Consider the following 24,601-nt stretch of genomic DNA (forward strand, 5'->3'; position numbering starts at 1 on the left):
ACTTGTGGGCATCTTGGCTGAACTGTTACGGCTACGCAGTGCAGAGTCGGGAAAGGGACAGCCCTGTATCGGCCTGCCCTCTCCCGTATTTCACTGACTATTTGATGTTTACTGTGCTGCTCTGTCCCTTGTTTTTAAGTACCTTTTTGTAAGCTGCACGTTTGCTGCTGGGTACCTTTATCACTGCCTTTTTGTTAATTCCCTTCAGCGCCTTGCTGCCCACACTCTTGAGGCTCTTGGTCCTCACATTGAGGGACTTCAGAGCGCTGTCCCCGTAGAATGCCTGCTTTCCAATCTTAGTCACATTGGCTCCTATGGTCACTTTGCGCAGCTTCTTAAACTTGTAGAAAGCCTTTGCGCTAATCTCTGTCACCTTGCACTTGACACCATTTAGGGTAACAGCCGGGGGAATAACCACCGTCTTTGCTGACTTGGACTTTGCGCCCGTGACAGCTGCCTGTGCTTTGCCCTGTGCAGGGTTGGTAACTATATACTTCAGCCCCTTGTAGGTAAAGGTCTGACCCTTCTTTAATGCAGGTTTCTCCGGAACAACCGGTTCTGCTGCCTTTACTACCAAGTTTGCCGCTGCATTTATCAGCCTTGCCGCTGCCTGGTCGATCTCCGCCTGGGTGGCGTCTGCCCTGGCCAGCAAGTCTTTTGCGGCTTTTTGGGCACTCACCATCTCCGTCCCGGTGGCTTCCGTGTAGGAGCTTACATCCAGCGTCTCGTATGCCTGAACCAGTGTTCTCAGCACTGTGTCATCCGGCTTCGTCTCCGGCTGTGGCTCCGGGTCTGCAGGTACTTCCTGTAACCCTGCCGCTGCCTTTACAATCTGTGCCGCTGCCAGATCTGCTTCCTCCTGGGTTGCATCCCTGCTTTCCAGCAGACTCTTTGCAGCCTTAAGCGCATCTCTTAGCACCTCTGCTGTCTCCTCCGTGTAACCTGTCAGATTCATATCCCTGTATGCCTCATAGAGAATGCCAAGGATTGTGAGGTCTGTCTCCTCCACCGGAATCTCCTGCCTCAGTTCCAGCTTTATTGCTGCCTTCAGGAGATCGCTTGCCGCTTGATCTGCCTCCTCCTGAGTTGGGTTTTCTTTGTTCAGGACCTTATCCAGTCCTGCCATGGCGTCAGTAAATGTCTTTGCTGAGCTCTCTGTATATTTACTGGTGTCTATGTCTTTGTATGCTTCCTTCAGAATCCGCACCATCGAAAGATCAACGCTTTCCTCTTTGGTTCTCTCCAGTCCTGCCAATGCAGTGAGAAGTTTGGCCTCCGCAGCTGCCACATCTTCTTTTGAGGCTTCGGGATCATCCGAAACATCCTGGGCATCCTTTAAAGCTGCCTTAAACACAGCCGCGCTCTCCTCGGTATATCCCGTGACATCCATCTCCCCTGCTGCCTTTATCAGCGCCTTCAGAGAGGTTTTGTCTGCGGGTATCTTCAGGCCTTCGATGGCTTCTCTAAGCGCCTGGATCTGAGCTTTGCATCCCTCCGCTGTGACTTCCCCTGCCAGGAATCTCTTGGCTGCCTCAATGGTTTCCTGCAGCTTAGCGTAGCTTTCAGGTGTATACATACTTTCCTCATACGCTTCTGCCTCTGCCACAGCCTTCTCCACATCCTTCACCGCAACCTCTGTGTACATAGCCTCCACATCTGCTGCCGGAAGCACGCCATTGTAGATTCTCATATCATCCAGCTGAAGATTTGCCGGATACTGGGCATCGCTTGAATATCCATTCTTGCCAATCCGGTTGACTGCTGACTCCGTACCTGTGATAGTGTCTGGGCTGCCCAGTGTGGTGATCTTCTGCTCCACGCCGTTCTTATAGATCTTACCCTCATTTTTATCCGAATCCCAGGTTACCGTAATGTAGGTCCACTCGTTCAGAGGCAGGAAATCATTGGGGTTCTCCGCCACGTAGAAGCCGTTAAATCCGTCCACTACAAAGAAGGAGGAATACCGGTCTCCCACCGGGTAATTGGTATAGAAACCATTTCCGTTGTAAGCGGATTCATTCTTAGCCCACAGCAGGGAGTTATTTCCCGTCAGTGTCCCTGTTCTCTTAAACCAGTAGCTTAACGTAATATCGCTGGTGGCCAGATCCGCTTTTGCGGGAATCTCAAAGGAAGTGTCTTCCCCTCTGAACTTCAGAGCTGTTCCCGCTGCCCCCTCCACAAAGTCATCCGCCTTAAGGCCAGGTACCTGAACAGTGTATGCGCTTGCGGACTCGTCTTTGATCTGTGTGATATCCTCCTGCTTGTCAAAGGTGTAGTGGAGGATCAGTTCTGCCTCCGTCACTTTTTCCAGCTTCTCCATAGCATCCTGAAGCGCTTTCACAGCATCTGCGATTGCAGTGTCTGCTGCCTCACTGTCTTCAATCACAGCTTCGGCACCTTTGATTGCCTCTTCCAGTACTGCGTAGGATTCCGCTGTATATTTCTCCGGCTCCAGTGCCTTCGCCTCGGCAAGCAAGGACCTAAGCTGGGCTTTTTTCTCAACCAGTCCATCAATTGCATCATTGATTGCTGCCACGGCTGCGTTTATCTGTGTATTCGTTGCTTCCGGGTTTTCCAGCAGGTCTTGGGCCTCAGCAATGGCTGATGCCAGTTTGCCATAGCTCTCTGCTGTGTAATCTTTCTCTGAATACTTCTTTGCATTTTCCAGCGCTTCTTCCAGTTTGCTCGTATCAACCGTATCCCCCATTACATGAACGGTAAGCCTGGCCTTTGCGGAGGTTCCTTCCACATCTCCTTCCACGGTGAAACTGGCTCCCGGTTTTCCTACTTGCTCCAGGGTGATCTCCGGCCAGGTTACCTTCACGGATACGCTGTCCTGGGCTCCATTGTTGTAGCCTACCTTAACGGTCTTCGGAAGGTATGGCAGATTTCCTGCAATGGTGGATACTTCCACAGCATCCACGGTGCTGATGGTTGCTTTGTCCATATCGGACCGGGCGATTACCGTTGCGGTCACGATATCCCCTGTTGTTCCATTGATGCCCGTCACCTCAAAGGTTCCGTCCTGTGCAACCATTTCCTGGGTAATCTCATTCCATCTAACCGTCTGTTCCTTCATCTCCCCGGTGGAGAGCACTACTGTCACATACTCTGGAAGAGTGGGGATTACTCCCGTCTTTGTGGCTGCATAAACCGGATGAATCTCTTTTGCCGGTGTCTCATAAGTTTTAAACCGGTAGATTCCCGTTCCCGCTGCGCTCAGTGTCACATAGAGACGCAGTTCTTTTGTGGTAACAGGCTGAATCTCAATGGTATTGTAGGCATTTTTCCTGCTTGCATTCTTAATGTCTGTCAGAATCTCTGCGTCTGTCCACTCACCTGCATCGTTCTTATACTGGAGCCGGTATGCCCTGGGAACCCTGGTTCCGCCGCCATCATCATACCAGTAGATCGCCAGCTCATTGATGCTCACCTTTTCATTCCAGGTATATCCAATCCAGTGTTCTGATCCTGTGCCTCCGGAGCAGCCCCAGTTTCCCCAGCCCTTGTTGGTTCCCACATTGGAGCTGGACGGTTCAAAGGTCGGATCATTGACTCCATTTAAGTTCTCCCAGCTTGCTGTAAAGTCTGAGCTGGGCTTTGCATTCACAGCCGCATCCACCCTGGACACTTCCATCTCCCTGATCTCCACACCGAGTTCTTCGGAAGCGGACTTTTCACCGTCATTTGCCGTAAACCTAACTGTGTAGGCCCCTGCAGCAGATGCCACCAAGGTGGTGTTCAGAGACTGTTCATTCAACAGGAAGGCGGATGCCCCTTCAGGTTTTCCGATCACTTCCCACTTATAGGTCAATTCCTTGTCGTACGGCATGCCGTCATCAATGCACTCTGCAGTCAGCACGGCCTTCATATTTTCCGCCTTGCTCTCGTCTACGGAAACCTTAACCTGAGGAGCCTGATTCTCCACAACCTCTCTGTCTCCGCCCTCGTTAAAGAGCTGGATTTCTGTGATTGCGGTATAGTGGTTCTCCTGGTTTGTGACCGTCACCCTCACTTTGCTTGTGGTTACCTTGCTGAACTTATCCTCATTGTAATTCGCCTTTGGAACCACCGGTGTCCTGGACTGGTTCTCAGCGTGTTTCCACTGTGTTCCATCCCAGTATTCCAGCGTATATTTCGCGGGCTCCGCATATCCATCCTTCTGTCGGTCATTGTAGAAATAGATGTCCATCATATCAATCGTCTTTTCTTCACCCAGATCAATCACCAGAGCGTCCGTCTTGTTTGGCGACTGGTCATTTCCCCAGAAAGGCATGTTCACGGTAGTTCCGTCTGTCACTGCCTGTGGGTCTGGTGCAGTCTCATTGACTGCCTTGGAGGTGCTGTCGCTGCCGTCCGCCCTGTGCTTCTCCGCCCAGGCAGCCTCTCTCGCCTTAGCCGGTGTATAGGTAGCTTCCACGTCCGCACCCTCGGCCATGTTCTCCAGTCCGTTGATGCCAGCTTTCTTGAGCATCTCCGTAACCTTTTCATCTGTGAGCGTCACTTCCTGTGCCTGGGGGATTGCCGAAGTGGCCGCCTTTGTAATTACCTCCGTGGTCTCGCCCTCCGGGAACTCCAGGTTTCCGGTCTTTGCGTCGTAGATCACATGAACCAGGTCTTTTACATGAAAGGCCAGTTTTCCGTCCACCCACACTGCGAATCCATCGGGTACCTTCTCTCCGTAATAATCCGTACCGTCCGTGGGGTCGTCCCAGCTGACCGTGATATCCTTGCCATGGTAACGGATGTTATTCACCATAAAATGGTCATAGCTAAAGTCTATGGGGTCCAGTTCCAGCTTTTCATCTGCCCTGGGCCGTACGCCAGCCATATCCTCAATAAAGAGATAAGTATAGTTACCCAGAATATTGTGGTAAATCCAGGAACGATAGTAGGTGTCATTTGTCCTGCCGTCAATGTTAAAGAACTCGTTGTTGTTGGGATAGCTCACATCTCCCCCGTCCGGGTACATGTTCCATGCGCACCACTCTATCATCAGTGCCAGCATATCATCCGTCACATACTCCTGCTCCACATCATAGGTGCGCAGGGCTGCCTCATAAGCGCGTGCCTGAACTGTAAAGTTGATGTTTGAGAAGTTATTCGATCCCGGCAGCGTCTTATTGTGCACCTGATTCGCTGTGTAGTACGGGAATATCGGGAACTCTTCTCCATTGGTAAAGGTTTTCAGGGCTTCCTTGTATTTCGCAATGGATTCCTTGTCCGTGGGCACGGCGCCCACTGCGAAATAGTTGTAGTTGTTGGACTCTGTCAGCTCAATCAGATTGGGCTTGTCCGGATTGTGGGAGACAAAGCTGCCGGAAGGGCTCACTGCCCGTGTCTCAAACTTCTGGCACTTGTCACACCAGAGGTACTCTAAAATATCGTCCTGGATATTTTTAGCCAGCGTGTTTAACTCTTTTGCTTTGGCCGTATTTCCAATAGACTCGTACATCTCGGCTGCCGCTTTAGCTGCTGCATAGACGTAGGCGTTTTCCCCGTGTGTCTTCCAGGTGCCTGCCCCTGACACATGCATGGAGATGGTGTCCGCATCGTTTCCGGTCATATAGTTGTTCCGGTAGTCTATCAGATAATTTGCCGGTGTGGTGGCGCTGGTGTGGTTTCCGTAGTGCTCGATCTGGCCCTTGGCGTCATGCTCAAAGTAGTAGGCCAGATTTTGGGCCAGCTGTTCGCTTCCGCCGATTACGTTGAAAGCCTCCACGCCTGCATCTGCGATATACTGTCCGTAGTGGTTGTTCCAGTTGGAACGGTTGCCCGGATTGTCCAAAAATGCGCTGCTCTGTGAACTGTTTCCCACGGATAACAGCTGCCCGTAGGGCAGGTAAGCGTTTCTCAGCCACTTGGTATCCTGCAGGTGCATGGGCTGCGTCAGCGCGATTGCATTGTTGTATCCAAGGACACCCTCAATGGTCACGGGATACTGGTAATCATATCCCGGAATATTGGCATCCGCGGTATTGAACCGCTCAAGCCACCACCTGTAGTCAATGGCTTTCTGGATTGCCTTGTTGGGCACATCAATGTAGGGAAGATTCTCTGCCCAGTAAGCATTGTACTCTTTCTTCTGGGTCTTCAGAGCCGTGGTCCCGTCCATCTGTGCAAATCTTATGTAGTCTTCTGTGGAACCGGGAAGTTCCTCTGTGGTAAACGCCATCACCACTTTGATCTCCTCTGTGGCCCCTGCGGGTATGGTTACGGTCTTAGAGAGGGCATTGTTGGCGCTCTGCGAATAGTCAAAGCCCTCTCCCGTAAGTCTGGTGGTAATCTTTGTCAGCTCCCCGGGAGAATTGACGGTCCCGGTGAGCTCCTTCTGGCTCTTCCCGCTGATGTCCACCTGGCTTTTATTATTTACAAACTCGGATGCTGCCGTGGCTGTAATAGTCTGCTCTGCGTCTGTGGGGTTGGTCAGATAAACCGTAGTCACCGCCACGTTCTCATTGCTGATAAACTTTTCTACCTTTGCAGTCAGTTCCCCCACAGTGTACTCACTGACCCAGTTACTGGGACTGTTGACGCGCTGGCTGGTATTCTCCTTTGCGGTGAGCCTTCCATTTCCACCCTCAAAGGTAATGGCATACATATTCCCACCCATGCTGGTGCCGGAGGCTCCGGGTCCATAGGTGGTTTTTCCTCCAAACCCGATCACGGACGGGGTACTGGTGTACATATAGAGCGCCCGTCCTCTAGTCATAAATGTATTTCCGTCATTGTTTCCGTTTCTGTTGGGATCTCCGTTTGCCACCCCATATCTGGCCAGTATCCGGTCCATGTAAAAGGAGTCTCCCCCGTTATCCAGATCCTGCTGGTAGATATCCTTCATCATCTGTTTTGAGTCATACCCCACATCCCCAAGGTTGTACACCTCATCCAGCTGCTCGGTATTCTTAAACATAGGATGTCCGATATCCAGCGCCGCAGGCGGCGTTACCCCATCTGTCCCCGCTGCCATGGCCGTCAGGCCGGCTGCGGGAAACATAGATACCGCGGTTACAACTGCCAGTATCTTAGCTCCGATACCTCTCTTTCTTCTCATGCTTCACCCTCTCCTTTTCTATAATAGTGTATTTTCATTATAGATTAGGGAACAGAGCGGATAAATTCTAAGATTTTAAGGTGGGTGCATTATTTTAAACTCAGACGAATACATAAAAAGGAGCTGCCACACTGAGTAAAAATGCGACTGCTCCGTATAGATCTATATTATGAAAATGAATATTATGTATATGTATTAAAGCAAATTTAACTAGGCATACCTGTCTGCTGACGCAGCACATCTAACAGCCGTACACAGTCTATAGGCTTGGACACATGATCATTCATCCCCGCGGCCAGCGTCTTTGTGATATCCTCCGCAAACGCATTGGCCGTAAGCGCAATGATAGGGATCGTCCCCGCCTGAGGGTGGCTTCCAGTCCTGATCCTCCTGGCAGCCGTATAGCCGTCCATCACCGGCATCTGCAGATCCATGAGGATCGCATGATAAGTGCCCGGCTCTGAGTCCTCAAAAGCGTCCACAGCCTCCTGCCCGTTCTTTACCCCATGAACGACAAAGCCCATGTTCTCCAAAAGCGTCTGAGCAATCTCCATGTTCAGATCATTGTCCTCCGCCAGCAGAAGGGTTTTCCCCACAGGGAACTCCCTGTCCTGACCACAGCAGTCTTTCTCACAGCCCTCCGGCTCCTTCTGCTCTGTGTCCTCTCCCCGGAAGGTATCGTCGATCCTCAGGTTCAGTGTGATGGTAAAGCGGCTTCCGCATCCCAGCTCACTCTCCACCTGAATATCCCCCTCCATAGCTGTGATAAGCTTCTGGGCAATGGACATGCCCAGTCCGTTTCCCTGTATGCTCTGAACCCGGGAGTCATCGGCACGCGCAAAGGGCACGAACACATAGTCCAAAAAGTCTTTACTCATCCCGATTCCCGAATCCTCTATTGTAAAAACAAAGCTTGCATACCCCGGCTTGCGCTGTGACACCTCCTGGGTATTCAAACGTATCCGGCCCCCGTTGGGCGTATATTTCACTGCGTTGGTAAGCAGATTCAGCAGAACCTGGCGCAGACTGCGGGTATCTCCAATCAAACGGTCGTGTGCCAGATTGCAGGCATTGAGTGACAGCTCCTGTCCCTTTCCCTCCGACTCCGCACGGATCATCACACCCACATCCTCTATCAGCTTTCCCAGTGAGAAGGATTCCTCCTCCAGCTTGACCTTACCCTTCTCAATCCTGGACAGATCCAGCACCTCATTGACCAGGGTCAGCAGATGTCTGCTGGACAGATCAATTTTTTTAAGGCAGTCCTCCACTTTTTCTGAGTCGTGAACCTGTGAAGCTGCAATCGCGGTCATTCCTACAATGGCATTGATGGGGGTCCGCAGGTCGTGGGACATCTGTGCAAGGAAACTGCTCTTGGCCTCATTGGCCGCCTTGGCAGTCTCATAGGCCGCCAGCAGAGCCTTTCGGTTTTTCTCCTGCTCTTCCTTTTCTTCATCCACGCTGTGAGCGGCAAGGATGATTTTAGCAGGAATGCTGTCCCGGCTTTCGGCAAGGATCACGTGAATGCGCATCCATCCGCAGTAGCCTCCATAATCCCGCTGGTACTCCAGAGCATAGATGCTCTCACCGCTTCCAATGCGGCGGCGGATCTCAGAGATGTCCAGCTCCCGTTCAAACCGGGCGCGGTCATCCGTTCCCACAATCCCCCTGCTGCAGGTCCGCTTCAGCAGCTCATAGTCATGTGCATCCCCTATCTGCTTTACCAGGTCATCCTCCGCCTTAAAGGCCTGAAAAATCCGGTTATTCAGATCCACATAGAAGACAGAATGATAGAAGGCAGACAGGCCCTGCACAATATTCTGGTATTCAAAGTACAGCCGTTTGCGCTTCTCCTCCTCCAGCTCCTCCAGCTTCTGATCTGTAATATCCATATTTGCAAATATTACCTTTATGACTCTCCCGTCCAGCATCTCAGCCACGCTGAAGCGGGAGCGCACCCAGGCCAGCCGGTCCGGGTAGATGCGCCTGAAGTCAATCTCATATACCGGCTGTTCCTCAGACAGCACCTGGCGCAGAAAGTCCGGGCTGCCTGCACGGCGCATCTTGCTCTGGTCAGCCTCGTACACATAATTACGGATAAACTTCTCATAATAGGTGTCCAGCCTCCCCTTGGGGAACTCCTGATTGTGGTAGATAAACTCCTCCTGCCAGATAGCTTCCTGCGTATTGTCCTCCAGGTTAAACAGATAGATGGAGTAGTAGCACTTGCACAGGTTGGACAGAATGAACTCTCGCTGTTTCGCCCCCTCGCTGTCGTCCACATTCCGGATAGTAAGCAGAATGCGCTCCCCCATCTCCTCCCGGATCAGGGATGAGTAATAGCTGTAATAGTGCAGCGTACCGTCCCCGGCAATCAGCCTGATCCCGCCGTCCCGGTACCTGTACTTCTCATATTGGCTTGGGTCTAATATCTTCTTTAAAGTACGCTGATCCTCCAGGGGCATCCTGCCGGACATCTGCCTATTAAAATCTGACAGCATCCCCCGTTTTTTCAGATTCAGCAGTTTCCCGGAATAATGTATGCAGAAGTACTCCTCCCTGACCAGATCCAAGCTGACTACCAGTGTATAGATTTGAGAAAGAGCAATCCGCGAGGTAGCGTCACCCAGCTTTCGGTCAACCTCCTGGTCCTGCTCGCTGAATGCCACGATCACCAAAGGGCGCTCCAGAGTATACTGGTCCGAAGGGATCACCTTGATCTTTCTCCAGAAGTTCTTTTTGCTACGGTAGTATACTTCAATCTGCTTTTCCCCCTGGGCAAATCTTTTCACAACCCCGCCATCCTTTACCAGTTCCATCACCATGGACTGGTATTGGGGTGCAACCTCCCGGTCCACATAGCGGCTGAGCAGCTCCTCACAGTCTCCGTTTGCTTTGGTCAGCGGAAGGAACTCGTCCATAATCTTCACTATCTTATAGCTCTTATCCGACAGATTGCACAGAAAGATGCTATGGTAGCTGGCGCTCAGGGACTGAATCACAGAGTTGTAGTCCTGCTTGAGCATGACCGTATTGGTGATATTCTGGTGATATCCCCTCAGGCAGATGCCGTTTTGGTAGCTCCAGTCCCGCACTCCTCCGCATCTGACATAAATCTTGCCCCATTTGGGGTGCTCCCAGGGGTACTCCACCTCCGTGCGGTCATCCTGTACAATCCGCTCCACAGCAGTCTGGACAATGGGATAATAGCTCTCCTCAATGCGCTCATACCAGTGCTGATAACATACCTCCGGCGTAGGCTCAGATGCAAGTCCGAGAAGTCCCAGCATGGAGCTGTCCGCGTACATGCGGGGTGGGCACCCCTCGTCCAGCTCAATAGCCCACAACCCTGTCTGGGCCTCCTCCAAAACTTCCTGTATTTTATGTACATCCTTAAAATGCTCCAGCATAGGTGCCAGCCTCCTTCTCTCTAGTGCGCGCAAAAGTATAAAACCCGTTTATAGTAGTATAACAAAAGAACCTTGAAAGGGCAACCGCCAGCCGACTTTCACTTTGACACAGCGGCCTGTTTATTGGTATACTGTTTCAAAAGCAAAAAGGAGGTGGCTCATGCTGACAACACTGACACTCATTGCCATTGTGATTGTGGCCTGTGTTCTCTGCAACAAGTTAACCAACAAAATCGGCGTTCCCATGCTTCTCGCCTTTATTCTTCTGGGCGTTCTCTTTGGCTCGGACGGACTCTTTAAGATCCCCTTTGATGATTTTAAATTTGTGGAACAGGTGTGCACAGTTGCACTGATCTTTATCATGTTTTATGGAGGCTTTGGAACCAGCTGGAAAAAAGCCAGACCCGTAGCGCCCAAAGCCATGCTCCTATCCTCAGCGGGAGTGCTCATCACCGCTGTGCTGGTGGGGGTGTTCTGTCACTATATTCTACATTTCCCGTGGCTGGAAAGCCTTCTGGTAGGGGCAGTCCTTGGGTCCACGGATGCAGCCTCAGTATTCTCCGTTCTGCGCTCCAAACACCTGAACTTAAAATACGGCACCGCCTCTCTGCTGGAACTGGAGAGCGGCAGCAATGATCCCTGGGCTTACATGCTGACCATGATTCTGCTCTCCATCCTGCGCGGTGAGAGTACCTCTCCCCTGGCCATTGCCGGAAATGTGTTCCTTCAGGTATTTATCGGTGCTGCCTTCGGGTCCCTGATCGCCTGGGCCGGACTTTGGATCATCCGCCACATCGAATTTGAAGCCTCAGGCTACGACACCATCTTCACGGTAGCCCTTGCCCTGACCGCATACACCATGCCCTCATTTCTGGGCGGAAACGGATATCTGAGCACCTACATCGTGGGCATTGTCCTGGGCAATTCCCCTCTCCCCGCCAAAAAAGAGATGGTTCACTTTTTCGACAGCGCAACGGGCCTGATGCAGATGCTGATCTTCTTTCTCATGGGACTGGTGGCCTTCCCCTCCCAAATCCCCCAAATCCTTGGATCAGCCATCGCGATCTTCCTGTTTTTGACCCTGATCGCCAGACCCCTTGCCGTCTGCCCCATCCTGACCCTCTTTCACGCAAAGCTCTCCCAACAGGCAGTGGTTTCCTGGGCAGGCCTCAGAGGGGCTGCATCCATCGTGTTTGCCATCATGGTGAGCGTGGACGAAGCGTACACAAAAAGCGATATCTTTCACATAGTCTTCTGTGTGGTACTGCTTTCCATCGGACTTCAGGGAAGCCTGCTTCCCCTCATATCCAAAAAGCTGCACATGATTGACGACACCCAGGATGTCATGGCAACCTTCAACGACTATGCGGAAGAGTCCGCTCTCCAATTCATAGTACTGACCCTGCCTGAGGACCACTCCTGGACCAACAAGAGCATACAGGATCTCCCCCTTCCGCCCCAGACCCGCATCGCCTATATCCGCCGCACCGAAAATCAGGTCATACCCAAAGGGGACACCATCCTAAAGCCCGGAGACAAACTGATCATGAGTGCCCCAGGCTATCAGGGCCACCACCCCATATCCATGAAAGAAGTATATATCACCAAAAAACACAGATGGGAAGGCCTAAAGCTCCAAGACCTCACCTTCCCCCGCTCCACCGTAGCCCTCATCAACCGCTCCGGCCAGTCCTTCGTCCCCATAGGCACCACCACCATCCAGGAAGGCGACACCCTAATCCTCCTCACCGAACCCACCTAACCCCCCGCTCTTTATCTTTCTCTTCCCCCCTCCTCACCACTTCCCCCCGCTTAAGCTCCCCCAGCCTACCACAGCGTAGTGGAATGCCTGAGGGAGGGGAGTGGGTCCTACGGCTGCATATAGTGAGCTGAGGACTTTCTTAAGGGCTGGGGACTGCGATCAGTAAAAACGGGTCCCCGGACCCGAGAGAGGCATTGTCTGAGGCGCGTTTGCATCAAGCAAACGCACCGAGTTGCCGAACGCTTTTTACGCCCCAAGCAGTCCCCAGCCCTTTAGAAAGCCCCAGCGACACGGTAAAGCAGCCGTAGGACCCACTCCCCTCCCTCAGGCCTCCAACAAAAAACGCCCCAAAGGCCAAAGCCCTCAGAGCGTTTCCCAACTATCCTATTTATAAAGCGGACCATAAGCCTTGCAGGCTCTATAATCCTGGCCTTCCTTATCCATACCGAAAGCATTCCAGGCAGCCGGTCTGAAGATCTTCTCCTCCGGAACATTGTGCATGCAAACCGGGATGCGGAGCATGGAGCACATGGTAATCAGGTCAGCTCCAACATGTCCGTAGCTGATTGCGCCGTGGTTTGCGCCCCAGTTGTTCATCACGTCGTAAGCAGTCTTGAATGCGCCCTCTCCGGTACATCTCGGTGCAAACCATGTGCAGGGCCATGTGTAGTCTGTTCTCTTCCACAGCTTGTCGGAAACCTCTTCCGGCAGAGCAACGGTCCATCCCTCAGCAATCTGAAGTACAGGTCCAAGGCCCTTCACCAGGTTCAGACGGATCATGGTAGCCGGCATCTCAACCTTTGTCTCAAAACGTGAGGAGTATCCGCCGCCTCTAAAGTATCCCACATCAGCCATATTCCAGGTGGTAGCTGCCATGATGGCATCCTGGTCTTCCTGGGTTACATTGTACCACTCTTTCATAACAGCGTTGCCGTTTTCGTCCTTTGCCGCCCCGTTTGCATCCAGGCAGGCAGCGCCGGAGTTAATCAGATGGATGAATCCGTCCGCTTCTTTTGCAACGCCCTCAATCTCATATCCGGTAGCTTTCTTTACCGCTTCTCCGCTCCAGTATGTACGGACATCCGCAAAGATCTGTGCTCTGTTGGTGAGAAGCTTCATGAACATCATACCAAGACCATTTAACACGTCATTTTCTGTTGCCAAAACATACGGCTCTCTGGCTCCGTTCCAGTCAAAGGAGGTGTTTAAGATTGCCTCCGCAAAGTCACCGTTGGGATAGAAATCTGTCCACTGTCTCTGTCCCTGGAAGCCCGCTGCCAGAGCATTATGTCCGATTCCCTCCTCAGAGAATTGCGCATCCAAATTCTTGTTTCCACACATCAGATCCTTGATGATAACAGCCATTTTTACAACAAATTCAAACTGCTCTTCTTTTTCCTTGTCTGTCTTCTGAAGCTCTTCCGGGTTCTTGTCAAAGCCGATTACGCATTTCTCCTTGGCCCAGGCAAGGGCTTTCTGGAACTCAGCCTCATCGTAGATACCCTCTGTCATGCGGCGGATGATTTCCACCTCATCAACAGACTCCACTCTCATACCCAAGTAGGACTCAATAAAGTCGGAATCAATGATTGATCCGCCGATACCCATGCAAATGGATCCGATCTGCAGGTAGGATTTTCCTCTCATGGAAGCGGCTGCCACAGCGGCACGTCCGAATCTGAGCAGTTTCTCTTTAACATCCTCAGGAATGGATGTGTCATCTGCATCACACACATCATGTCCGTAAATACCAAATGCAGGAAGTCCCTTCTGTGCATGTGTAGCCAGAACGCTTGCCAGGTATACAGCCCCCGGTCTCTCCGTTCCGTTGAAGCCCCATACGCCCTTGATGGTCTGGGGGTCCATGTCCATTGTCTCTGCTCCGTAGCACCAGCAAGGTGTCACAGTCAGAGTGATGTCAACGCCTGCTTTTTTAAATTTATCAGCACATGCTGCAGACTCTCCTACGCGTCCAATGGTGGTATCCGCAATTACTACCTTTACCGGCTCGCCGTTGGAATATCTTAAGTTTTCCTCAAACAATTTTGCAGCGGATTTCGCCATATTCATGGTCTGCTCTTCCAGTGACCCTCTCACATCCAGAGCGCCTCTGCGTCCGTCAATGGTTGGTCTGATACCGATTACTGGATAATCACCGATCAATCTGTTCTCTGCCATTTTTAAAATCCCTCCACTTTCTAAAAAAATCGTTAGACATTTTCGACAATGCAGTTCTAAGTCCCCTGCACTTTATGTACCAATTATACAATACTTTTTTTTGGTTTGCACGCAAATTTCTATTATAATATGGACATTTTTTGTCATTTAGAGTAAAATACCTACAAGACAATCGGCAACGCGGCATGAAAGGAGGATATTCATGAAAGCATTTCACGAGGTACGAACCTATGACTCTGATTTTATGGTATGGCACTCTTCCTACGAAGACATCAGTTTTCTGGCTCACTGGCACCAGGAGATTGAACTCATCTATCTGCGTTCCGGTTCCGCTCACCTGAGCATCAATGACCACACGTTTACCGCACATCAGGGTGATCTGGTGGTGATCGACACCGGAGACTTTCACTATAGTGACTCCTCTCAGATGAAAAATACTCTGGACTTTATTATCTTTGACCCCAGTATCATCAGCTCCATCTACCACCATACCCACTTTGAACATCCCCTGGTCACTGCCGGGATGCTGAAGACTTATGGCCTGGATGAGGAGCTGGCCGCGCTTTACGAGACGGTTTCCAAGGAGCTGGACCAAAAACAGCCCTACTATCAGGACATCGTCAAGGCCTCCCTCCGGCAGTTTTGGTACCGGCTAAAGCGTATGCACCCCAGAAGCAGCGGCGAGATGCAGAGCCAGAGCCGGCGGGAAACCATGCTCTATGACCTCCAGCAGCTCCTCTCATACATTGATGACCACTATGCGGAAAATATTACTCTGGCCTTTGCCGCTGAAAAGATGGGATTCAGCGACAGTCATTTCTCCAAGGTATTTAAAAAGCTCATTGGCATAAACTTTATCACTTACCTGAATATGGTGCGGGTGGAGCAGGCGGCCGCTGACCTGAAAAACACCTCCAGGAAGATCACGGATATCGCCCTGACCTGCGGCTTCAACAATGTCCGCTCCTTTAACCGTACCTTTAAAGAGATCACAGGCTACACCCCCAGCCAGTTTATCGATCTGCAGGACCCAGACTCCTATAATCTTACCTATTATAAGCGGAAATCCTCAGATCAGGAGTTTGTCAAAAATGACTCCCTCACTCTAGTCAAAAATATTCCCTAAGAAAGGCGCGCTTATGAAAATCCCAGTCTTATACCGGAAACGTCTGATTCCCGCGGAATGCCTCCTTTTAAAGGATGACATCGTCCTCCACCGGGATGAAAAAACCATCGTCACCAAATGGAACACCATCCGACCGAAGAAATCTCTGGATCACGGTTACTCCTGCTATCTCCTTGACCGCGGTGTCAAGGTGAGCAAATTTTATGACAGGGAGAACCATCTGGTCTGCTGGTACTGCGACATTGTATCCCATACCTATGAGAAAGCCACAGATACCTATGTGTTCACTGACCTGCTGGCCGATGTACTGGTGTATCCCAACGGCACCTTTAAGGTAGTGGACTTAGATGAGCTGGCCGATGCCTGCGATCAGGGGCTTCTCTCCCCCTCACTTCTTTCTGACACGCTGCGCCAGCTCAACTGGCTGCTCACCCAGATCTACCAGGGTAACTTCTTTTCCCTGGGCAGACTTTTGGAGGAGCAGGAATCGCTCTACGCAAATACATAGATAAACCGAAACAGTTGGCGCTTCACAAAGGACAGATCCCTGTATACCTCAAGGCAGATAAAGTCATACATCTCCTTCAGATACAGGGTCTCTTCCTTTGAGACTGGTTCTCTTGCGTAATTGGCCCTCATGGCCACATCCAGCATCCGGCCAACGCTTTCTATCTCAATCCATGGAAACCTCTCCCTCACCGCTGCCTCAAACACCTCCTGCTCCAGCTCCGTATTCTTGGGGAGCCCGGCAAACTCAAGCACAGCAATGATATCCCAAAACACCTCCCTGGCTCCCTTTGCAGTGCGCCTCTTTAGAATCCACCTGCGCCGCCCCAGCACAATCAGTACCACAAGAGCTGCTGCCGCACAGACCGCCAGTATTCTGGTTATCCATGCCAGCACTGCTGCGGACACTGGCTCCTTTTGAATCTCTTTCTTTCCGGCAGCGGACTTCTGTGGAGCCTCCGTCTGTGTATCCGGCTGTTCCTGCTCTGTGTCCTTCTCCGGGACGTCCTCCTGCCAGCCCTCCCCGCTGGAGTACCCGGGTGTGGCTTCCACCGGAATCCATCCCCGCCCCTCCATATAGATCTCAGCCCAGGCATGTGCGCGCAGATTTTTTACAGAGGCTGTGTAGCCATCCTCTGATGGCACAAAATCGGCTGCGGGTGCGATATATCCCGTTGCGTAGCGGGAGGGAACCCCGTACATGCGGAACATGAGGGCCGCTGCTGTAGCAAAGTGCACACAGTATCCCTCTTTTCTCTCAAACACGAAATACTCCGTAAACTCGGAATTCACCGGGGACCTCCCCACCTGCAGGTTGTAGCTGCAGGTAGTTCCCAGGGTTTCCACAATGTAGTCGCGGATCTGTAAAAGGTTTTCCTGAGGATTTTCCCTGCACAATTGCTCCAGCCTTGAGAGCTGTTCCGCGGGATAAGACCGGTAATTGTCATAAACATACTGTGTGTAATTAGCATCCATCTCCCAGAGAAGGCCATCCCGGGCAAAGGTCTCCGCCAGTCCACGGGGATAGTATTCATAGGATAACCGTCCCCCCTCCTTGGACTGCAGTTCGGAAAAATAAGGGCGGTAGTCAAAAGAATCATCGGAATCCAACAGTAGGATATCCATAGCCCGTCCGGGTACCTCGTACGCCAGCGCCATGCTGTTCAGCAAATCGTAGTAGATCACCTCTGATTCCTGATCCCACTCACCGCCAGTGTGCATCCACTCCCGGCCCGTGTACTCTTCCCCCACATAGCAGCGCAGGTACACCGTCTCCTCAGGCTTCTTGTCTGTGGTAACACGGAGGACTTCCCGCTCGGTACCGGAAAAGGTGTCCGCATTGTCCAGCTCTCCGGTACCCACCCCCGCGGTTGCCCACCCTCCCCTCCAATTGGGAAGCTGGCTTATGAGCTCCTGAACCAGGGAGGTACTCTGTATACGCTCCCTGGTCTGTTCCGCCCCGGCAAACCAGGGTGTAATGGCAGGAGCTATCAGAAAATGTCCGGCTGCCAGGAGGATCAGACTCAACAGGCCAACGGCAAGTCCGCCGTCCCTCTGCCCCCTCACATCTCCGATACCACAGGTAGAAAAAGTTCCCAGCACGCAAAGTCCCATCAAACATACGGGCACAAACCCCGGGACAATGCCCAGGGCCAGCCCCGCAGCCACGATGATCTCCATGTTCAGCAAAGAGAGCAGTTTCCCTCCCTTTCCCATTATGCTAAAAAACACGATCCCTGCCCAGACAAAGATCACCATGATGAAAAACTGGGTGGTATTTGCCCTGTTCACTCCCACTGTGGAGAGTACCTCCTGACCGGCTCTGCCGTAGGAGTTTACCACCTCCGCAATCTGTCCGGCCACAGCGCTTGCCCCGTCTCTGAGCAATTTTGCTTCATTGTGCACCAGAAAAAGGTAGGTGGCTCCGGTCAGGGCCAGCATAATCCGAAACCGGCTCCCTGAAAAGTACATCAAAAGGTAAAACAAACCGATCAGCAGGATTCCCGCAACAATAATGGACCTGTTTAGGTCTACCGGAAAAATGCTCAGAAAGCCGAACACACTCCCAAAAATACCCGCATAGAAATAAAGGACCAGTACCAAAAGCCCCAGCCCTCTCTTATTCCACCTGCGCTCCTCTTCCCCTGTTCCCGAGTAGACAATAACCCCTGTCTCTCTTCTTCTCCAAAGTTTCTTCAACCTTCCACCTCCTGCCTTACACCTCAAGAATCAGACTTTCCACCTGATGCTTGAGTTCCTGGACCGAGAATACTGCCTCCTGTTTTCCATTGACCCACAGGCACAGGTCCGTGTCCAGACGCAGAACTGTGCTGTAACCCCCTTCCGGAAACTCGGCCTTGTATCCCTCCTCCAGATCATAGATCTGTCGGTAGCAGGATGCCCTCAGAAGCTGGCCAATCACTTCATACACCTGCTGCTCCTGGCCCATAGGGCACCGGACAAGGCTTCCCTGACTCTCATCATACCAGGAAATATAAAACAGCACATTTTCCTGACACATACTCCAGGCTATCGAAGCCACCGTCTCCATAAAAGCGTCCATCTGCTGTATGTCAGGACCTCCTGACCGGCCGCAGTGCAGATCTGCCAAAAACAGTACACTGTATCCCAAGGGTCTGCTGAACTCCTTTGTCATCAGCTCATCCGCCTTGGCGCTCAGCTTCCAGTGTACGCGCTGAAGGGTGTCTCCGCTGCGGAACTCCCGCACCTGAAATATCTCAGAGGGGTCATCGCCGCTTCTCAACTTGTCATACTCATCCCCATCCACAGGAAAATTCCGGGTTCTCTCACTGATTTCGACCTGCATCTGGTGTATAGCAGGCAGAACATTCACTACCGTTTCCCCTAAACACTTAATCCTGCATGAGAAGATCCCCAGGTAATCCCATATCCTCCCCTTTTTCACCGAAAAATGGACTCTTCCGCAATATTGGGCAAATGCGTGGTATGGCAGCTTGGTGTCACTCCTGGCGGACGCCGAACAGGCAACGGGTTCTCTGCCTGCTTTTCTTGCGAACTCATTTTCATAGGCAATCCAGAGCAGCACCCTCGTTGCCGGCAGAAATCCTCTGTTCCGTATGTGGATTTCCAGCTCTATATCTTCCTCTTTCTGCGCAACCGGAACTCTTACCTCCAGGCTGGCATCCAGCTGAAATTTCATATACCAGGAATACAACAGCATGACAACCCCAATCAACAGCTCAAAGGCCAAGAAAGTAACTGCCATGGAATTATCGTACATAATCTCAACGTAAACTGTGATTGCCACCACAAAAAGATAAAACAGAAAGGTTTTCATACTATCTCCTCTTTGGCGTGGGCTTGGGAATCTTCTCCAATATAATATCCAGCACAGCGTCCCCAGTCACCTGGTTCACTCTTGCCTTGGAATTCAGCTTTATTCTGTGCAGAGCTACATCCTTCATAACGCCCGCCACATCGTAGGGTGTCACATAGCCGCGCCCGTCTAAGTAGGCGGCCGCCTTCGCGATCCTGGTCAACGCCAGAGTGCCCCTGGGGCTCACGCCCAGTTCCAGCATGGGGTGCTCCCTGGTGCCTGCCACCAATTTTGCAATGTAGCTGTAGATGGCATCGTGAATAAACACCTGCTCCACCTCCTGCTGCATAGCCAGAAGCTCGTCTGCCTCTATCACAGGCTGTATCTCGTCAATGGGATTACCGGTATCCCTTCCCTTGATAATGGCAATCTCATTTTCAATATCCGGATACCCCATGGACATACAGATCATAAAACGGTCCAGTTGGGACTCCGGCAGCATCTGGGTTCCGGCGGACCCTATGGGGTTCTGGGTGGCCATCACCAAAAAGGGCCTGGGCACCTCCCTGGTCACACCGTCCACGGTCACATTTCCCTCCTCCATCACCTCCAGCAATGCGGACTGTGTCTTGGGGGAGGTGCGGTTAATCTCATCCGCCAAAAAGAGATTGCACATGGCCGCCCCCGGCTGATAGGTAAAGGCGCCTGTCTCCTTGTGGTAAATGGAAAAACCAGTTATATCCGACGGAAGCACATCGGGTGTGAACTGGACCCTGTTCTGCTTCAAGTCACATGCCCTGGAAAATGCCAGCGCCAGAGTCGTTTTTCCCACACCGGGAATATCTTCAATCAGAATATGGCCGCCTGCCAGCATAGCCATCATAACCTTGCGAATGCATTCGCTCTTTCCGATCACTGCTTTTTCCACCTCCGCAATGATCTTCCCCGCTTTCTGCATATACATGAATGTTGCCTCCTTTTATTCTCATTTCGCAGCTGCTTTGTACAACCACGTGTACCTGCCAAACATCTAAAAAAGAATCCCGCCCGGAGGGCTTTTTATATCATAGGGAATTCCGAAGGACTTTCCTATGATACAAAAAACAGTTACTGTTCATGCGTTCACAGTAACATGCATAAATCCATGCATAATCGCCTTTAGCCATGGGATTTATGCACCCCTGAATCATTTTCTCACGGTCTGAGCAGTAAATGCTCAGACCTGAGTGAATCGTGACAAAAAACTCCTATGCTTTCCATTTTAGCATAGGAGTTTTACATGATCCACTTAAATTTTCCTTATACTTCGTAACAGTTCAGCTAAGCTGCCCTGTTACTATACTTCAAACTCTATCTTCCGTCCCGTGCGCTGATACTGGTAATACCTCACCCCTGCCGCGTCCATCATCCGCTTGGATGCCACTACAGAGGGCGTACCGCAGTATTTGTCACAGTCGTACACCACTGTCTTGATCCCCGCCTGAATAATGGCCTTGGCGCACTCGTTGCAGGGAAACAGAGAAACGTAGAGCTTCGCTCCCTCCAGACTTCCTCCCCGGTAATTTAAGATCGCATTGAGCTCGCTGTGGGTGGTGTAGAGATATTTATTGTCAATCTCACTCCCCTCCCTGGCCCAGGGAAATTCATCATCTGAACATCCGATAGGAAATCCATTGTAGCCGATGGAGAGAATTTTGTTGTCCGCGCTCACAATGCATGCCCCCACCTGAGTGCTGGGGTCCTTAGAGCGCATGCCTGCCAGGAAAGCCACTCCCATAAAATACTCATCCCAGGAAATATAGTCTTGCCTTTTGTCACTCATTCTTTCCGCCCTCCGGTCCTATTTGGTGCCGAAAATACGGTCCCCGGCATCTCCCAATCCGGGAACAATATAGCCGTGGTCATTGAGCCTCTCATCCAGAGCGCCAATATAGATGTCCACATCCGGATGCTCCTCCTGCATCTTCTTAACCCCCTCCGGGGCCGCAATAATGCACATAAACCGGATGCTCTTCACCCCTTTTTTCTTGAGCATGCGGATGGCAGCTGTGGAGGAACCTCCAGTGGCCAGCATGGGGTCCACCACAAAGACCTCCCTCTCAGAGGAGTCAGCGGGAAGCTTACAGTAATACTCCACGGGCAGAAGGGTTTCCGGATCGCGGTAAAGGCCGATATGCCCCACCTTGGCTGCCGGTATCATGGCCAGCATTCCTTCCACCATTCCCAGTCCCGCGCGCAGAATGGGGACCACGGCCAGTTTCTTCCCCTGAAGCTCTTTCGCCGTCATGGGACAGATCGGTGTTTCAATCTCTACGTCCTGAAGCTTCAGGTCCCTGGTTGCCTCGTAGCACATCAGCATGGCAATCTCGCCAATCATCTCCCGAAAGTCCTTGGAGCCCACTTCCTTTCTCCGGATGATGCCGATCTTGTGCTGTATCAGCGGGTGATCCATTACTGTAATTTTTGCCATTTCTATGACCTCCTGTTTGTATTTTTATCAGAAGCAGTTCCGCCCCCATTTTCTCAAATTTTGCCCTGTTCTGCATTTATAATAATACTTTTCCCTGTTTTATGCAAGGAATTCACACATCCAACAGCTCCTGTTCATTCAGAATAACCACCAGCCGGGTGATCAGTTCTTCCAGGTGCTCAAAGCACTCCCCATAGTCCGCAAGGGTACCTCCCAGTGGATTTGCGATTTCTCCCGGGTAGCTGATGTACTCTGTCAGCAGATACACGTTCTCTATATGGTCAAAGTCCTCATATATCTTCTTTTTCAACGAATTCTCCATCACCAGAATCAGAGTCCGCTCTCCAAAGTCCTCCTCCGACAGCTGCCTGGAGGTATGCTCCTTCATAGAAAGCCCATGGCTTACCAGTACGGCCTCGGCCTTTTGGTTTACCGGTTCCGGGAAAAGCACGATTCTGCCCTTGGACTCAATCTCCAGATCCTCCAAAAGAAATTTGCTTTTCATGATTGCCTCTGCCATTGGCCCACGGCAGGTATCACTGTTACTGGCAAAGATCAGTTTATCATACCGTTTCATACGCTATCTCCTTATACCCTCAGTATTTGATGGCCTGCTGCTTTGACCAGGCGGTTCATGATCGCCTGTCCCATTTGGGGTGTGTCAAATGCTTCCGAATAAATCTTTGTAACCTTTAACTCATCAAACTCCCTGAGGATTCCATACAGATGCTGTGCTATGGTAATCTCCTCCTGAATACTTCCAATGGACTTTACCGTTCCACCGCAGTAACGGCCCATAGTTTCCTCAGATGCGATAATTCCTACCCGCTGTCCCATTGCCTCGTCCCGTGCAGTCAGCTCATTAATCTTTTCCGCCACAGCCTCCGGGTTTCCCTGTATGATCAACAGATCCGCTTTGGGTGCATAGTGCTTGTACTTCATTCCAGGCGCTTTGGGCCTGATGCTGCTGTCCTCCCGGATCAGTCCTGCATCCATCATCACAGGACCGATCACCTGCTCAAGCATCTCCTGGTTAATGTAGCCCGGACGCAGAATCACGGGTATGTCCCCGCTCATATCCACAATGGTGGACTCCAATCCAATTCCTACCTTTCCTCCGTCAATAATCATATCTATTTTTCCGTCCAGATCCTGGGCCACATGAGCTGCCTCTGTGGGGCTGGGCCTTCCGGAGGTATTGGCGCTGGGCGCCGCGATATAGCCGCCCCCGCTCCTGATCATCGCCAGGGCTATAGGGTGGCTGGGCATCCTCACCGCCACAGTTTCAAGGCCCCCTGTGGTGCCATAGGGGACCTTCTTGCTTTTCTTAAAAATCATTGTCAACGGACCAGGCCAAAACTCCCGGGCCAGCATCCTGGCTTTTTCGGGAATCTCCGCCGCAATCTCTTCAAGTGCTTCTGTCTCTGCGATATGTACAATCAGAGGATTGTCTGAGGGTCTGCCCTTGGCTGCATAGATCCTGGCGGCTGCCTTCTCATCCAGCGCATTCGCGCCAAGACCATATACCGTCTCTGTAGGAAATGCCACCAGGCCTCCAGCTCTCAGGATTTCTCCAGCTCTTTGCAGCTCCTCCTGCTCAACGCGTGTTGTCATATCTGCCTTGATTGTCTTCATATATGCGCCTCATCGTACTTTTTCTCTGATTATACCACCATGCCCCTAAAAGAGCAACAAATCCGCCTTTCTTTAACAGGTTTGTAAAAATTCTATCATATATTCGTTGTTTCAATCCACGTTCGGTAATTTAACAGAGTACGACCACATCTTTCGATGCGTTGATTGCCTTCATGTCAGTGTGGGATACTGTCTTCTCTCCGCTCGCCACTGCCGTTAATCTTGTTTTAGGTTATTCCTCTCACCACCTATAGAGGTCCTCACTTATTCTTGTTAAATACTCCTTTGCCTCTTTATTATTTTTATTATATCGTTTTCCTTGCTTCTTGCCAATTACTTCTTTTCGTAACCGCCAGCCAATATTTCCAAAAAGAAAGGCCTATTCTACATCTATTTCTCCAGACACTTCAAAACCCCAGCACAGATCGCCTCCGCCACCTGTTCCTGATACTCCTCCGTCACCAGTTTCGCCGCTTCCGCATTATTAGACAAAAACCCACACTCCACAATAATAGTAGGACTCTTGGTCTTTTTCAGTAGATAATACGTCTCATTCCCCTTAATCTCCCGCGGCCGGTCCACCTGCAGCATTTCATTCATGGCATCCTGAATGGCCTTAGCTGCCTCCTGCCCTTCCGCGGAATGGGTGTAGTAAAACACCTGGGGGCCGTGGACAGATTCTGAGGTATAGCTGTTCTGATGTACACTCACTGTGAATACGGGGTTTGACGAATCGATTTTTTCACAGCGCTTACGCATATCATCCTGCTTTTTGTTGGGAGCACTACTGTCGTACAGGCCCTTTTCGTCCTCTCGGATCATCACAGCTCTTATGCCTGACTTCTCCAGACATTTCTGCAGCTTTTTGGCAATGGAAAGGTTGATATCTTTTTCCAGAGCTCCATTTATCCCTATCTTTCCGGGATCATCTCCCCCGTGTCCAGCATCCACAGCCACGGTGAGCTTTTCTGCCCCCGCCTCTGTGGGCACTGCCTGTTTCCATCCCTTTGCAGCCAGAAGGAGCATGGCTGCGATCATCAGCACTCCCAGAACTGTTTCTATCTTTATTTTCCGGAACATACATCCACTCCAAAATCCCTGTTGTTGAAGTATATGATGGATAGAGCTCATTCAGGCCTTTTTCTTGTACTTTTTTCGTTT

The 24,601-nt window shown here is 51.3% G+C and carries 14 protein-coding genes; 3 read left to right on the top strand and 11 right to left on the bottom strand.

What is annotated here, in order from left to right:
- Positions 1 to 97: 97 nt before the first annotated feature.
- Together AC0THY_RS02605 and AC0THY_RS02610 are read right to left on the bottom strand one after the other, a co-directional pair.
- The gene (locus tag AC0THY_RS02605; protein WP_489992913.1) at positions 98 to 7,054 is read right to left on the bottom strand and encodes a LamG-like jellyroll fold domain-containing protein; all 6,957 of its coding nucleotides are present in this window, start codon (positions 7,052 to 7,054) and stop codon (positions 98 to 100) included.
- A 206-nt stretch (positions 7,055 to 7,260) separates the two neighbouring features.
- Positions 7,261 to 10,464, bottom strand: a complete 3,204-nt coding sequence (locus tag AC0THY_RS02610; RefSeq protein WP_489992914.1) for a hybrid sensor histidine kinase/response regulator — start codon at positions 10,462 to 10,464, stop codon at positions 7,261 to 7,263.
- Positions 10,465 to 10,624: 160 nt separating this feature from the next.
- On the opposite strand from AC0THY_RS02610, the gene AC0THY_RS02615 reads away from it, so the two are divergent.
- Positions 10,625 to 12,226: a potassium/proton antiporter gene (locus AC0THY_RS02615; protein ID WP_489992915.1), complete on the top strand. Its 1,602-nt coding sequence runs from the start codon at positions 10,625 to 10,627 to the stop codon at positions 12,224 to 12,226.
- Positions 12,227 to 12,610: 384 nt separating this feature from the next.
- On the opposite strand, the gene AC0THY_RS02620 is transcribed toward AC0THY_RS02615, so the two are convergent.
- Positions 12,611 to 14,404 carry an L-fucose isomerase gene (locus AC0THY_RS02620; protein WP_489992916.1) on the bottom strand — a complete coding sequence of 598 codons (1,794 nt, stop codon included), beginning with the start codon at positions 14,402 to 14,404 and terminating at the stop codon, positions 12,611 to 12,613.
- Positions 14,405 to 14,606: 202 nt separating this feature from the next.
- Between AC0THY_RS02620 and AC0THY_RS02625 the strand changes: the two genes are divergently transcribed.
- Both AC0THY_RS02625 and AC0THY_RS02630 read left to right on the top strand, forming a co-directional pair.
- Positions 14,607 to 15,530: a helix-turn-helix transcriptional regulator gene (locus AC0THY_RS02625; protein WP_489992917.1), complete on the top strand. Its 924-nt coding sequence runs from the start codon at positions 14,607 to 14,609 to the stop codon at positions 15,528 to 15,530.
- 13 nt (positions 15,531 to 15,543) lie between these two features.
- Entirely contained in the window at positions 15,544 to 16,038 is a 495-nt protein-coding gene (locus tag AC0THY_RS02630) for a ribonuclease FAU-1 family protein (protein WP_489992918.1), read from the top strand.
- Here the strand turns inward: AC0THY_RS02630 and AC0THY_RS02635 are convergent.
- The 8 genes from AC0THY_RS02635 to AC0THY_RS02670 all read right to left on the bottom strand — a co-directional run bounded on the left by AC0THY_RS02635 (position 16,023) and on the right by AC0THY_RS02670 (position 24,520).
- Positions 16,023 to 18,236 carry a transglutaminase TgpA family protein gene (locus tag AC0THY_RS02635; protein ID WP_489992919.1) on the bottom strand — a complete coding sequence of 738 codons (2,214 nt, stop codon included), beginning with the start codon at positions 18,234 to 18,236 and terminating at the stop codon, positions 16,023 to 16,025. The genes AC0THY_RS02630 and AC0THY_RS02635 overlap by 16 nt on opposite strands.
- A gap of 16 nt (positions 18,237 to 18,252) precedes the next feature.
- Positions 18,253 to 19,356 carry a DUF58 domain-containing protein gene (locus tag AC0THY_RS02640; RefSeq protein WP_489992920.1) on the bottom strand — a complete coding sequence of 368 codons (1,104 nt, stop codon included), beginning with the start codon at positions 19,354 to 19,356 and terminating at the stop codon, positions 18,253 to 18,255.
- A gap of 1 nt (position 19,357) precedes the next feature.
- Entirely contained in the window at positions 19,358 to 20,299 is a 942-nt protein-coding gene (locus AC0THY_RS02645; RefSeq protein ID WP_489992921.1) for an AAA family ATPase, read from the bottom strand.
- 372 nt (positions 20,300 to 20,671) lie between these two features.
- Positions 20,672 to 21,157 carry a deoxycytidylate deaminase gene (locus AC0THY_RS02650; RefSeq protein WP_489992922.1) on the bottom strand — a complete coding sequence of 162 codons (486 nt, stop codon included), beginning with the start codon at positions 21,155 to 21,157 and terminating at the stop codon, positions 20,672 to 20,674.
- Positions 21,158 to 21,175: 18 nt separating this feature from the next.
- Positions 21,176 to 21,805, bottom strand: coding sequence for a uracil phosphoribosyltransferase (gene upp, locus AC0THY_RS02655; RefSeq protein ID WP_489992923.1), 630 nt, complete (start codon positions 21,803 to 21,805; stop codon positions 21,176 to 21,178).
- A 112-nt stretch (positions 21,806 to 21,917) separates the two neighbouring features.
- Positions 21,918 to 22,382: an arsenate reductase/protein-tyrosine-phosphatase family protein gene (locus AC0THY_RS02660; protein WP_489992924.1), complete on the bottom strand. Its 465-nt coding sequence runs from the start codon at positions 22,380 to 22,382 to the stop codon at positions 21,918 to 21,920.
- Between the two features lie 11 nt (positions 22,383 to 22,393).
- Complete coding sequence (locus AC0THY_RS02665; RefSeq protein WP_489992925.1) at positions 22,394 to 23,440, bottom strand: L-threonylcarbamoyladenylate synthase; 1,047 nt, start codon at positions 23,438 to 23,440, stop codon at positions 22,394 to 22,396.
- 390 nt (positions 23,441 to 23,830) lie between these two features.
- Complete coding sequence (locus AC0THY_RS02670) at positions 23,831 to 24,520, bottom strand: N-acetylmuramoyl-L-alanine amidase family protein (RefSeq protein WP_489992926.1); 690 nt, start codon at positions 24,518 to 24,520, stop codon at positions 23,831 to 23,833.
- Positions 24,521 to 24,601 lie beyond the last annotated feature (81 nt).

The organism is Ruminococcus sp. 8Y-12, from assembly GCF_058119865.1.

Bases quoted from the DNA above. Each gene is read 5' to 3' on its own strand.
- AC0THY_RS02625 (WP_489992917.1), top strand. From the start codon at position 14,607: ATGAAAGCATTTCACGAGGTACGAACCTATGACTCTGATTTTATGGTA.
- AC0THY_RS02650 (WP_489992922.1), bottom strand. From the start codon at position 21,157: ATGAGTGACAAAAGGCAAGACTATATTTCCTGGGATGAGTATTTTATG.
- AC0THY_RS02640 (WP_489992920.1), bottom strand. From the start codon at position 19,356: ATGAAAACCTTTCTGTTTTATCTTTTTGTGGTGGCAATCACAGTTTAC.
- AC0THY_RS02620 (WP_489992916.1), bottom strand. From the start codon at position 14,404: ATGGCAGAGAACAGATTGATCGGTGATTATCCAGTAATCGGTATCAGA.
- AC0THY_RS02665 (WP_489992925.1), bottom strand. From the start codon at position 23,440: ATGAAGACAATCAAGGCAGATATGACAACACGCGTTGAGCAGGAGGAG.
- AC0THY_RS02645 (WP_489992921.1), bottom strand. From the start codon at position 20,299: ATGTATATGCAGAAAGCGGGGAAGATCATTGCGGAGGTGGAAAAAGCA.
- upp (WP_489992923.1), bottom strand. From the start codon at position 21,805: ATGGCAAAAATTACAGTAATGGATCACCCGCTGATACAGCACAAGATC.
- AC0THY_RS02630 (WP_489992918.1), top strand. From the start codon at position 15,544: ATGAAAATCCCAGTCTTATACCGGAAACGTCTGATTCCCGCGGAATGC.
- AC0THY_RS02610 (WP_489992914.1), bottom strand. From the start codon at position 10,464: ATGCTGGAGCATTTTAAGGATGTACATAAAATACAGGAAGTTTTGGAG.
- AC0THY_RS02605 (WP_489992913.1), bottom strand. From the start codon at position 7,054: ATGAGAAGAAAGAGAGGTATCGGAGCTAAGATACTGGCAGTTGTAACC.
- AC0THY_RS02660 (WP_489992924.1), bottom strand. From the start codon at position 22,382: ATGAAACGGTATGATAAACTGATCTTTGCCAGTAACAGTGATACCTGC.
- AC0THY_RS02615 (WP_489992915.1), top strand. From the start codon at position 10,625: ATGCTGACAACACTGACACTCATTGCCATTGTGATTGTGGCCTGTGTT.
- AC0THY_RS02670 (WP_489992926.1), bottom strand. From the start codon at position 24,520: ATGTTCCGGAAAATAAAGATAGAAACAGTTCTGGGAGTGCTGATGATC.